Origin of the sequence: Streptomyces sp. URMC 123, assembly GCF_051386515.1 — a bacterium.
GTDB lineage: Bacteria > Actinomycetota > Actinomycetes > Streptomycetales > Streptomycetaceae > Streptomyces.
On the sequence record NZ_JBPQTV010000011.1, the window covers coordinates 39,141 to 50,861 of the forward strand.

Here is an 11,721-nt window from a genome sequence, read left to right on the forward strand (position 1 = left end):
CCTCGTCGACCGGAACGCTAAACCCGGACCTTGGGGGACGGGTCAAGCGGGCCCGCCGGATCAGGAGCGCTCCTCAGGGGCCGGTGGGGCTCCCTGCCCACACCCTGGGGGTTCGCCCCGACCAGGGACTTGCCTGTTCGAGTTGTCCGGCGAGGCGGAACAGGCGGCCTTCGAGTCCGTAACCGGCGGCGAACTGCATGCCGATCGGGAGCCCCGTCTCGGCGTCGGCCGTCATGGGCACGGACATGGCGGGCACGCCCGCCACGTTGAACGCCATGGTGAACGGTGAGCGGTCGTTGATGCAGTCGATCCAGCCGAGGCCGTCCAGCGCCTCCGCGCCCTCGTCATAGGCGCCCAGGGGCACGGGCAGTTCCGGCAGAGTCGGGGTGAGCAGCATGTCGTGGGCGTCGAAGTACCGTGCCAGGCTTCGAGCGACCCGGTTCCGGATCGTGAGAGCGGCGACGAACTGGGGGCCGCTGACCCGCTGTCCGTAGTGGTAGCCGGCAAGAGTGAGCGGCTCGAGGGTCGAGGAGTCGACGGGCCGGTCGAAGGCGGCAGCCAGTTCGTCGACCTGGGCCGCCAGGTTCGCCGTCATCAGCCGGGCGTTGGCCAGGATGAACTCCTCCCAGTCGGCCCCGAGCCCGACCTCGGCCTCCTCCACCCGGTGGCCGAGGGATTCGAGCAGACGCACGGTGCGAGAGAGCGCGTCTGCCACGGGTGGGGTGGTGCGGCGCCCGCCCCACGCCTGGGTGAGGACGCCGATCCGCAGCGGGCCCGGGGGGCGGGTGACTTCCTGTGCGTACGGCCGGGACGGCTGCTGGGCGAAGTAGGGGTCGCCCGGTTCCGGGCCGCGGATCTGGTCGAGCAGCGCCGCACTGTCGCGTACCGTGCGGCTGACGCTGCCGTGCACGGCCAGGCCGTTGAAGACCTCGTCGACGCCGGGGCCCATGGAGACCCGGCCGCGGGTGGGCTTCAGCCCGAAGAGGCCGTTGTAGGCGGCGGGGATGCGCAGCGAGCCGGCGGCGTCGGTGGCGTGCGCGATCGGGACCACACCGGCGGCGACGGCCGCGCCCGCGCCCCCACTGGACCCGCCCGCGCTCCGCTTGAGGTTCCACGGGTTGCGGGTCGCGCCGTACAGCAGTGGTTCCGTCGTGATGCTGTAGGCCATCTCCGGTGTCGCGGTGCGCCCGAACGTCACGAGGCCGGCACGGCGGAAGCGCAGCATCAGGGAGGAGTCGGAGCCGGCGACGTTGCCGCGTGCGAGACGGCTGCCCAGCTCCATTCGCCGCCCGGCCATGGCGACCGCGATGTCCTTTATCAGGAAGGGGACCCCGGCCAGCGGTGTGCTGCCGGGGGTGGGCGCGTCGTCGGCCGGCCATGTCTCCACGATGGCGTTGATCTGCGGATTGACGGCCTGCGCGGCCTCGCGCGCGGCTGTTTCCACTTCGGCGGGGGTCACCTCGCCCTTGGCCATCAGCTCCGCGAGCCCGACCGCGTCGAAGCTCACGTACTCGGACATTCTCACGGTCACTCCCAGCAGCTCGAAAGATACCGTTGGGTCTCTGATGAGACCCAACGGTATCGCATGGAACGGACTGGTACCGTAGCAGTGGGTGTGGGGGCCCACACCGGACCGGACGTCACGGAGAAGTCATGGCAGCGACCGCCAGAAGGCCGAGCAGGGTGGCGAAACTGCCGCCCCGTGAGCGCATCCTCGACGCGGCGGAAGAGCTCTTCCAGAGCGAGGGAATCCGGCGGGTCGGCGTCCAGGCGATCGCCGAGAGGGCCGAGACCACCAAGATGGCGATCTACCGGCACTTCGAGACCAAGGACGCGCTGGTCGCGGAGTGGTTGCGGATCGTCGCCGCCGACTACCAGGCGGCCTTCGACCGGGTCGAGGCCGAACACCCCGGCCGGCCCAGGGAGCAGATCCTCGGCCTGGCCCGCTTCATCGCCGAGGGACTCCCGGCGATCTCGCACCGGGGCTGCCCGTTCATCAACTCCCTCGCGGAGCTGCCCGACCGCTCCCATCCCGCACGGCAAGTGATCGAGGAGCACAAGGCCCGCCAGACCCGCAGACTGGTCGGCATGTGCGCCGCGGCCGGGCTGCCCGATGCCGAGCAGGCCGCGGCCGAGATCACCTTCGTACTCGAAGGCGCGCAGGTCAGCACGCAGAACGGAAGCATCGATCGGGCGGGGGATCGGCTGATGCGGACCGTCGAGGCGATCCTGGATCGGCACGGCTCCCGTTGCGGCAGCCCGGACGGGCCACCGCAACCGACTGCGCGCTGAGCGCGGCCGCCATCGCGCCGTCCAGCACGACGTACGCGCTTCAACGCCGGGTCGGTGCCGATCCCGTCGGCGCCGATCCCGTCGGTGCCGGTGTCGCCGGGTGCGTGACGCGGAGCTTGGACTGGCCGTGCGGCAGCCGCTCCCAGTCGTCCATGAAGTGGGCGGCCAGGCCGTGCTTCTCGGCCAGCCGCAGCAGCGTCTCCGTGCGGTAGTAGAAGTCCTCGCCCAGCACCTGGTGCTCGTGGCCCTCGGTGCGGTCGTACGTGAAGTCGAAGAAGCCGCCGGGGGCCAGCACCCGGCCGACGTGCGCCAGGCACTCGTCGATGATCTCCGGGGGCGAGTGGGAGAACACGCTGTGCGCGTGGACCACCGTGAACCAGTCGTCGGGCAGGAAGTCCAGCGTCAGATTGTCGACGGGCGTCAGATACGGCAGCTTCCGCTGGAGCCCGTACCGTACGACGGTCTTCTTGGCCTCGATGAGGATGTCGGGCGAGATGTCGATCCCGTAGTAGTGGCCGGGCTCCAGGTGTTCGATGAACCGCCACCCGGCGCGCAGGTTGCCGCAGCCGATCTCCAGCATCCGGTCCTCGGGGCGCAGGCCGTGCTCGACGAGGTAGTCGTACTGCATCTGCCCGATGGCCAGCCAGCGCGCGTGCGACGGCCGGCCGCCGACCGCCGCCTCGGGGCTGCGGGCGGTGTCGGACGCCATCACGGCCCGGTAGTACGCGATGTGGTCGCCCCGGTGTTTCAGGCGCAGCCGGGCGTTCCGGGCAGCCCGCCGCAGGTGGGGCGCCACCCGCTGGGGGTGCGTCAGCGCGTACCGCACCTGGTGGCCGAGCCGGGAACGGTTCGTCAGCAGGCGTGGGTCGGGGGGTGTCCGATGCGTCTGCTGGTGCTGCATGGTGGCCTCCGTCGCGTCCCCGGTCCGCCCCCGTCGCGGATGCTAACCGGCCGGAAGCGGTGCGGGCGGGAGCCGGGCCGGTGGGCTCCCCCGTACGGCCGGACAGGCCCGGGAGGCGCCGGCGGCGGGGTCGGTGCCGTCCCACGACCGCGTCGGCGACCTGCGCGACGTGTTCGACCGCTCTCAGCGGGACCGGTAGGACAGGCGCGCAGGCGCGGCTCAGGCCGAGGCGGGCGTACGGGACAGGGCGGTGCGCAGTGCGAAGAGTCCGAGCAAGCCGCCTGACGCGAACCGCTGAGCGGTCATCACGCGGGGCCGAGCGGCCAGAAACCCCGACACCCGTGCCGCGCCCAGCATGATCAGAGCGTTCACAGAGATCCCCACGATGATCTGCACACCGCCGAGCTGGAGCAGTTGCGCCCAGTCCGGGCCGGCCTGCGGGTCCATGAACTGGGGCAGAAGAGCGGCGTACATGAGGGCAATCTTGGGGTTGAGCAGGTTGGTCAGGAGCCCCATCGAGAACAGGCGGGTGTCGGAGACCGGGGGCAGGTCCTGGGCCGGGGCGAAGGGCGAGCGGCCACCGGGCTTGAGCATGTCCCAGGCCATATAGGCCAGGTAGGCGGCCCCGGCGAGCTTGACCACCGTGAAGGCCAGCGGCACGGCGGCGAACAACGCGGACAGGCCCGCGGCCGCGGCCAGGAGGTAGCACAGGAATCCCACGGCGGTCCCACTCAGGCTGACCAGGCCCGCCCTGCGGCCTTGGGTGATCGCGCGCGAGGCGAGGTGGATCATGTTCGGTCCAGGAGTCAGGGCCATGCCCAGTTCGACCAGGGCCACTCCCCCCACCGCGGCCAGACTGATCAACTGGTCAACTCCTGATCGTTCGCCGGGCACCTGGCGCCCGGAGTGGGACAGCCGCCCGGCTCCGACGGGCGGCTGCGACGCATCGGCATCGCCTGCATCGCCTGCATCGCCTGCATCGCCTGCATCGCCTGCATCAGGATACGCCGCGTGCCGTCTTGAGCGCTCGCGCTCCGGCCGGGAAGCTGCGCTCCATGAGCACGTACGTCATCCGGGACTTGCTCAGGACCGGCTTGGCGCGGCAGATGCGTCCCCATGGCAGAGAGGTGAGGCCACCGATGACCACCGAACCCATCCCGCCCGCGGTCGGCGAGGTGTACGGCCCGACCGATCTCAGTTCCTTCCCCGCGTTCGGCGGCGGGTTCATCAACTTCGGCCGCTGGGACGACATCGATCTGGATCGTCCGCTGACCACCGCGGACCGGGTCCGCAGCCAGCGGCAGATGTACGTTCACGTGCTGGCGGCGCTCGCGGAGCGGGGCGGCGCGGCGGCGGGCCCGGCGTCCAGCCGGGTCCTGGAGGTCGGCTGCGGCCTGGGCCTGGGCTGCGCGCTCGCCGTCGAGGAGTTCGCCTTCGGCGACGTCACCGGCATGGACATCCACCCGCAGCAGCTCCAGCGGGCCGCCCGCGAGAACAGTCGGCTGCTGGCCGACCACCCCGACCGGCTGCGCTTCCGGCAGGGGGCGGCCGAGGACATGCCCTTCGCGGACGAGGAGTTCGACGGCGTCTACAGCGTCGAGGCCGCCCAGCACTTCCGCGACCTGGCGGCGTTCGCCCGCGAGACCGCCCGGGTGCTGCGCCCCGGCGGGCGCCTGGTGCTGGCCGGGTTCTTCCCGCCCGACGACACCCCCGGCACGACCGGACGACTGGCGCGCCTGCTGGACAGCTTCGCGGGCGGCCTCGACATCGCCCACCCGCTCGACCTGCTGACCGGCGCCCTGCGGGACGCCGGGCTGAACGCCGTACGGGCCGAGTCGATCGGCCGCCACGTATGGCCGGGGTGGGACCGCTGGCTGGACACCGCGGGCTACGCGGGAACGTGGTCACGGAACTTTCTGGTCGCCTACGAGGAGGGGTTGCTGGACTACTACCAGGTCACGGCGGAGGTGAGCGCGGGGACGGGGCCGGCGCACGGCTAGGGCCTGTCTCCTTGGTCATTTGCGGGCCCAGATGAGGATGGCCGCGAGGTGAAGTGCGGCCTGGTAGGCGATCGCGAGTTTGTCGGTGCGCATTGCTAGGCCGCGTCACTGCTTCAGGCGGCTGATGCACCGCTCGACGGCGTTCCGTTCCTTGTAAGCCTCGGTGTCGAAGCCGGGCGGTCGGCCGCCGCGGGAGCCCCGCCGCAGCCGGTGTCGGACCTGGTCCACTGGCTGCGGGATGACCGCCCGAATGTGGCGATCCCGCAAGTGGGAACGGATCGCACGGGAGGAGTACGCGCGATCCGCGATCACCCTGTCCGGCCGGGTACGCGGCCTCCCAGGTCCGGTGCGGGGCACCCGGAGCGCGCCCATCACGGCCGGGAATGCGGGAGCATCACCGGCCTGCCCGGCGGTCACGATGATCGCCAACGGACGGGCCTGGTTGTCACTGGCGAGGTGGCCTTGGTGCTCAGGCCGCCGCGGGACCGTCCCAGGGCGTGGTCGACGGGCTCCCCGCGGTCACGCTCGCCCTTTGCGAGCCCCCGCCGCGTGCTGGTGAGCCCGGCAGATCGTCGAATCGACCGAGACGGTCCAGCCGATGTCGTCACCGGCATCCGCCACGGCCAAGAGGGCAGAGAGGACCTTATGCCAGGTGCCGTCGACAGCCCACCGAAGGAGCCGCTTGTGCGCGGTCTGGAACGCGCCAAGCTCCTCTGGCAGGTCCCGCCACGGTGAACAGGTGCGATATTTCCACGCGATCGCCTCAAGGGTGCGGCGATGGTCGGCCCACCGCCGCCCACGGACCGGATCAGCCGGCAACAGCGGCTTGATCCGGTCCCACATCACATCACTGATCACCAACCGGACAGACATATCCGATCAACTGCTCAGCACCTCGCAGAGACACGCCTCAGAGCTGCCCGCAGTCATCGATGACGATCTTCTTTGAGGTCCTGCCACTGTCCGAGCCAAAGGACTCGATCTTCTGCACGATGTCGTAACCGTCGGTGACCTCGCCGAAGACAACGTGCTTGCCGTCCAGCCAGGAGGTGCGAGCGGTGGTGATGAAGAACTGCGAGCCGTTGCTGTCAGGCCCGGAGTTGGCCATGGAGAGCAGGCCCGGACGGGTGTGCTTGATCTGGAAGTTCTCGTCGGCGAACTTCGGGCCGTAGATGCTCTTGCCGCCGGTGCCGTTGTGGTTGGTGAAGTCACCGCCCTGCAACATGAACTGCGGGATCACGCGGTGGAACGTGGAGCCCGCGTAGCCGAAGCCGTGCTCGCCGGTGCACAGTGCGCGGAAGTTCTCCGCGGTCTTGGGAACGACGTCAGCGTAGAGCTTGAACTCGATCCGCCCCGCAGGCTTACCGTCGATGGAGATGTCGAAGTACGTTTTAGGGTTGCTGGCCATGGCGCGATCATGGCACGCCGACGAGTCAATCGGGCTGAACGGACACGATCTAGTGACGCTCGACTGCACCGCACGGTCAGCATGTCAAAGAGACACGCCTTAGGCCGCATCTACGGCGTGGCGCCGCTGCTGTGCGCATGCCCCCTCCGTGGCCGGCCTGTCGCCGAGCCGACCGACGCTCACTTCTCCGTGCCGGTCCGAGATTCCGCGTCGTCAACGTACCGGGGCTATCTGCTGACGGTCAGGGAGAGTGCCGCGCCGCCGATTTTCTGCCACTGGGTGGGGTCGTTGTTGGGCGCCCGGTAAATGGCGTCGCGTGTCGGGGACAGGCGGTAGATATGGTCGGCGCTGATGGCGAAGTCACTGCCCGCTTCGCTGACGGTTTCCCAGAATTCCGGTGTGCGGGTGTAGCGCAGCAGGGCGCCACGGTCGGGGCTGGTGGCGAACACATCGGCCGGTCCTGCGTAGAGATTGCGCGCGGGGCCTCCTATGCGGGTCCAATTCGCGCTTGCGCCGCCGTTCCATTGAAAGATCATGCTGCGGTCGGGGGAGAGTCCGTACAGATGGGTGTCGGTCACGGTGAAGTCCGCGCCGGCGCTGCCGGTGTAGTCCCAGGCTCCGGTTTCGGGGGTGTAGCGGAAGATGCGTCCATCGCGGGGGTGGGTGGCGAACAGTCCCGCTCCCCCGCCGTAGAGGTGTGCGGCCGGTCCGCCGATCTGAGTCCAGGTCGTTCCGGTGCCGTCCCACTGATGTACGCCGCTGCGATCCGCGGCCAGTCGGTAAAGGTGGCCACGGCTGAGGGCGAATTCGGCTCCCGGCTCGCTGATGGTCGTCCATTTTCCGGGGGTTCCGGTGTAGCCGAGCAGCCGCCGGTCTTCGGAGTGAACGGCGAACACGCCGGCGTCCCCGGCCAGGATCTTTTCGGCCGGTCCTCCGATGCGCTTCCAGTCCGTGCCGCGGCCTTGCCACTGGTGGATCGAGCGGTCGCCCTGGGTGAGGGCGTACAGCGTGCCGACCGGAGCGGCGGCCACGGCGTTGCCCGTGGGGGCGGGGGCGGAGCGGTCCGGCGGGCTGTGTGGCGTGGTGGCAGGCGGTGGGAGTGTGGCGGAAGTGAGGGGTGTGCTGCCGCGTGTTCCGGAAGCGTCCAGGGGCGACGGCGGGCCGGGAATGGTCGCGCGGCCAGGACCGGTGGTGGACGTCGAGGTGCTCGGGGCCGCCGAAGGCGGGCTCGCGGGCGTGCCGGCCGTCGGCGGGCGGTGGGGAGCTGTTGCCTGCGGAGACTGGGCTTCCGGGGCCATCGGTGGCACGCCGGGATGGTTGTTGATCAGCACGGCCGCCAGGATCAAGGCGACAGCGGTGAGCACGGCCATGCCGTACCGGATGTCGTGGCGCCCGCGTGGCGGCGGAGGCACCTCTCGGGGTGGCCAGGTGATCCGCACCGGGGCAAGCGAGTCGAAGCCGCTGGTGGAGCCATTGTCCGGGACTTCGGCCAGCTCCCCGCGGACAATCACGGCAGAACGCGGGACAGCAGGCAGCAACCGGCTCACTTCCCGCCTCTGAACGGCCAGCTCCGTCCGCATCCGCGCCAGAGTGGTCTCGGCCTGCCGCAGGGCGGGCAAGTGCGCTTCGCCTCCGTCGACCAGTGCGATTTCGGCGCCGGGCCCGCCGCGCCCCGGTGGGCATGAACGATCCGGCTCTCCCTCCTCCGGATGGCGGCAGTTCTCCTGTACCTGGCGCGCCGCCCGGCCGACCTCCCCGGCGGTTTCCCGGAGCCGGCGCAGCCGGGCGAGGCACACGTTCAGCTCCCGCAGGTCAGCCGGTGACAGGGGCGACGCCTGCCCATCGGCCCGGTGGTCAACTGCCGAAAGGGCGTCAGCGCCGCCTTCCCCGCCCGCCGGCCCGGCGCCGGGCCGGCCGCTCAGCCGGTCCACGGCGGCGAGCAGGAGCCGGATCAGCTCATCGGCCTCCGCCAGGCTCTCTTCGGCCTGCCGCCGTGCTTCGTGTGCCCGGGTCAGGGCCTGTGCCCGGGTCAGGGCCTGCTGAGCGGCCGATTCGCTCTCGCCCCGGGGTCGCAGCCCTTCGGCCGCCTCGACTGCCTGCGCGTGCAGATGCCTGCCGCGGGCCAGCATGACGGTCCGTGCCCGTTCGTCCGGGACCTGATCCACGATGAGACGCTCGAGCCAGTGCATCGGGATGTCCCGGGCCCCGGAGCGGTACTGGCTCCAGGTGGTCTTACCGATGGGGTAGCGCTGCGCGAGACCACGAACCGTGATCCCGCGGGTTATTTCCTGGACAAACCGAGCTAAAGCGTTCGCCTCCTCCGTTTCCCCTTTGAGTCGCCCCTGCGGTCTTCCGGCTTTACGCACCGTGACTCCCCCTGTGCTTCGCGAGTTTCGAACCGGGGTTTGTCCACCACTCACCTGGGCGCTTTCCGCTCAAGCTTGATGGACAATTAGAGCAAGGCGCAGGGTCGAAACTCCATCGCTTCTTCGCCAAGGAGTAGAGGAGCAGCCAGTGCGCACCAAGGTGATCACCGTGTTGACGGCTCTCGCCGCAGTGACGGCGACGCTCGCCGCCCCGGCGGCTGTGGCCGCGCCGGACCCGCAGACGACCGAGAAGACCCGGGTGACCCGCGTACCGGGGACCGAGGGCGTCTACCAGTACACCGGGGGCGATTACCGGGCCCAGGCGTGGGACGACTGCCGGTCCGGGACCTGTTTCTGGACGGAATTCGAAGGGGTGGGGCATATGTGGACCGTGCCGAGTTGCGGCCGGCACAACGTCCCCGGTGACTTCAACGACCGCCTGTCCTCCGTCTGGAACAAGACCTCTTCGGTCATCAACATCTTCCAGGACGCCAACCAGGGCGGGTATCTCGGCCCCGTGCCGCCCGGCTGGCGAGGCAATCTCCACCCCGCCCACAACGAGAGGATGAGTTCCGTCGACGCGGTCTGCATCTGAGCCGGACCCGGGTGCCCCGGGGGCAGGCCGCCCCCGGGGCACGCGTACGGTCGCAGCCTGCGGTCCTTACGCCCACGGCCTCGCTGCCCTGGGGCCGCCGATTGCGGCCGGCCGACCATCGCCTGTCGGGTCAGGCGGGCAGCGTCGTGTCGACCACGAAGCTGATCTCGACGGCCTGGCCGGGGAACGTCAGTTCGGTGATGCCGACAACGGTGCTCACCGGGCGGTGACCGCGAAAGTACGCCCGGTTCCCTGCCAGCACGGCTTGGGCATGGTGCTGCAACCGCACCACGTACAGCGTCTGCGAGATGATCTGGTTGCGGCTGGCGCCGTAGTGGCTCAGGACCTTGTCGCAGTTGGCGTAGGTCTGTTCGAGCTGGGCAGTGAAGTCGTCCCCGTGGAGGAAGTGGCCCGCCTCGTCGAGGGAGAGCTGTCCGGAGACGTGGATCAGGTCTCCGGACCTGATCGCCTGTGAGTAGCCGAAGTCGCTCTCGGCCGGCACGTTGTGGTTGAAGACGTCGATCGTGGCCACGGTTGTTGTCCTTCTGGTGAGGAAGCCGAGTCATGGCAGGGAACCCGGGATCGCCGCTCGTCGCGGTCGCGTCGGGGCGTCCAGGGGCGTACGGGGGGTGGCGGCCGCTGCGAGAGCCCCACGTGCTCTCTTGCGGTTACTCGGAAACCGTAGGAGAGTGTCCGCCGACCTGGAAGAACGCACTTTTCGGTGACTGGGGAACCTGATGGTGACCAAGCAGTTCACGGGCGCGCCCGAGGACGCGGACCTCCGGCGCGCGGACTCCCTGGCACGGGAGATCTTCTCCGACGTCGCCAACAAGTGGGCGCTGCTGATCATCGAGGCGCTCGGTGAGCGCACGCTGCGCTTCAGCGAGGTGCGCGACGAGGTCGAGGGCATCAGCCACAAGATGCTCACCCAGAACCTGCGCATGCTGGAGCGCAACGGCCTCGTCGAGCGCACCGTGCACCCCACCGTGCCGCCGCGGGTCGAGTACACCCTCACCGAGCCGGGCCGCGCCCTGCGCGCCACGGTCGACGCCATATGCGGCTGGACCCACCACTACCTCGGTGATATCGAGGCCGCCCGCCACCGCTTCCAGGCCTGAGGGCGACGCGGCACGCGCGTGCAGCGTCCCGCCGGCGTCGACCGCCCCTGCCGAGGGCCCGATGGCCCGCCGGGCCCCGGCCCCGGCCGGGCCCGATGCCGGGATCGCCGTAAGGATCGCCGTCAGTGGCCGTCGGCGTAGCGGGCGGTGAGCTCGGCGCCGATGCGGGCCAGTTCCTCCTGGACGGATCGCGGTTCGAGCACCTCGATCATCGCGCCCCAGCCGGCGAGGTGTCGGGCGATGTCCAGCGGGGTCGGCGCGGCGAGGCGGACCCGGGCCCGCCCGTCGTCGAGCTCGCCGTCGGCGTGGCAGTGCCGCCCGAAATGATCTCGCAGCACCGGTACGTGTCCGGCCGCGACGAGCACGGTCGCCCAGGTGCGCGAGCGTCGCTGCTCCACCTCGCCGACGACGCTCTCCCACGCGGTGGCGAGCGTGAAGTCGTCCGGGCGCTCGGCCCGCTCGCCGGTCGGCTCCGCCTCGGCGATCCGGTCCACCCGGAAGGTCCGCTGTCCCTCCGTGGTCCCGGCGAGCAGGTACCAGGTGTCGTCCTTGTCGACCAGGCCCCAGGGGTCGATGAGCCGTTCGGTCCGCTGCCGGGCGCTGTTGGTGTAGGTCAGGCGCACCTTCCGGCGGTGGACGACGGCGGTCTGCAGCAGGTCGACCATCGCGGGCCGCGGCCGCTCCCGCTCGCCCCACCGCGCGGGATCGATCACCGTGGCGCCGGCGGCGGCCTCCGCCGTGGTCCGGAAGGGCCGCGGCAGGGCCCGTACGAGTTTCCGCAGGGCCGCCCTGGCCTCTCCCGAGACGGCCGCGGCCGGGCCGACGAGCGCGAACAGCGCCTCCGCCTCCGTCGCCGACAGACCGCTGAGGTCGGTGCGGGCACCCCCGACCAGCGACCAGCCGCCGCCCCGCCCGGGCTGCGGGTACACGGGGATGCCCGCGGCGGACAGCGCCTCCAGATCCCGGCGAGCGGTGGCGACGGACACCTCCAGCTCGCCGGCCAGCTCGGCGGCGGTCACCCGGCCGCGCGCCTGCATGAGC

General features: G+C 70.6%; 11 protein-coding genes and 1 pseudogene. 4 read left to right on the forward strand and 8 right to left on the reverse strand.

Features of this window, described 5'->3' with window-relative positions; genetic code table 11:
- Positions 1 to 73: 73 nt before the first annotated feature.
- Positions 74 to 1,525 (reverse strand): amidase, encoded by a 1,452-nt coding sequence (locus ACSNOD_RS03270; protein WP_436765175.1) that lies wholly within the window; start codon positions 1,523 to 1,525, stop codon positions 74 to 76.
- 128 nt (positions 1,526 to 1,653) lie between these two features.
- Here ACSNOD_RS03270 and ACSNOD_RS03275 point away from each other — a divergent pair, with 128 nt between their 5' ends.
- Entirely contained in the window at positions 1,654 to 2,292 is a 639-nt protein-coding gene (locus ACSNOD_RS03275) for a TetR/AcrR family transcriptional regulator (RefSeq protein WP_436765176.1), read from the forward strand.
- Positions 2,293 to 2,332: 40 nt separating this feature from the next.
- Here ACSNOD_RS03275 and ACSNOD_RS03280 read toward each other — a convergent pair whose 3' ends face one another.
- Positions 2,333 to 3,193: a class I SAM-dependent methyltransferase gene (locus ACSNOD_RS03280; RefSeq protein WP_436765177.1), complete on the reverse strand. Its 861-nt coding sequence runs from the start codon at positions 3,191 to 3,193 to the stop codon at positions 2,333 to 2,335.
- A 219-nt stretch (positions 3,194 to 3,412) separates the two neighbouring features.
- The gene (locus tag ACSNOD_RS03285) at positions 3,413 to 4,057 is read right to left on the reverse strand and encodes a LysE family translocator (RefSeq protein ID WP_436765178.1); all 645 of its coding nucleotides are present in this window, start codon (positions 4,055 to 4,057) and stop codon (positions 3,413 to 3,415) included.
- Between the two features lie 275 nt (positions 4,058 to 4,332).
- On the opposite strand from ACSNOD_RS03285, the gene ACSNOD_RS03290 reads away from it, so the two are divergent.
- Positions 4,333 to 5,193: a class I SAM-dependent methyltransferase gene (locus tag ACSNOD_RS03290; protein ID WP_436765179.1), complete on the forward strand. Its 861-nt coding sequence runs from the start codon at positions 4,333 to 4,335 to the stop codon at positions 5,191 to 5,193.
- Between the two features lie 15 nt (positions 5,194 to 5,208).
- Here ACSNOD_RS03290 and ACSNOD_RS03295 read toward each other — a convergent pair.
- The 3 genes and pseudogenes from ACSNOD_RS03295 to ACSNOD_RS03305 form a co-directional block, all read right to left on the reverse strand.
- Positions 5,209 to 6,066 (reverse strand): annotated as a pseudogene (locus ACSNOD_RS03295) (IS5 family transposase).
- 37 nt (positions 6,067 to 6,103) lie between these two features.
- Positions 6,104 to 6,601, reverse strand: coding sequence for a peptidylprolyl isomerase (locus tag ACSNOD_RS03300; protein WP_436765180.1), 498 nt, complete (start codon positions 6,599 to 6,601; stop codon positions 6,104 to 6,106).
- A gap of 227 nt (positions 6,602 to 6,828) precedes the next feature.
- Positions 6,829 to 8,967, reverse strand: coding sequence for a hypothetical protein (locus tag ACSNOD_RS03305; protein WP_436765181.1), 2,139 nt, complete (start codon positions 8,965 to 8,967; stop codon positions 6,829 to 6,831).
- Between the two features lie 148 nt (positions 8,968 to 9,115).
- Here ACSNOD_RS03305 and ACSNOD_RS03310 point away from each other — a divergent pair, with 148 nt between their 5' ends.
- Positions 9,116 to 9,562, forward strand: coding sequence for a peptidase inhibitor family I36 protein (locus ACSNOD_RS03310; protein WP_436765182.1), 447 nt, complete (start codon positions 9,116 to 9,118; stop codon positions 9,560 to 9,562).
- A gap of 130 nt (positions 9,563 to 9,692) precedes the next feature.
- On the opposite strand, the gene ACSNOD_RS03315 is transcribed toward ACSNOD_RS03310, so the two are convergent.
- Positions 9,693 to 10,094 (reverse strand): RidA family protein, encoded by a 402-nt coding sequence (locus ACSNOD_RS03315; RefSeq protein WP_436765183.1) that lies wholly within the window; start codon positions 10,092 to 10,094, stop codon positions 9,693 to 9,695.
- A gap of 205 nt (positions 10,095 to 10,299) precedes the next feature.
- Between ACSNOD_RS03315 and ACSNOD_RS03320 the strand changes: the two genes are divergently transcribed.
- Positions 10,300 to 10,680: a winged helix-turn-helix transcriptional regulator gene (locus ACSNOD_RS03320; protein WP_436765184.1), complete on the forward strand. Its 381-nt coding sequence runs from the start codon at positions 10,300 to 10,302 to the stop codon at positions 10,678 to 10,680.
- A gap of 122 nt (positions 10,681 to 10,802) precedes the next feature.
- Here the strand turns inward: ACSNOD_RS03320 and ACSNOD_RS03325 are convergent.
- Positions 10,803 to 11,721: helix-turn-helix transcriptional regulator (locus tag ACSNOD_RS03325; protein ID WP_436765185.1), on the reverse strand; the 919-nt coding region annotated here is incomplete at its 5' end.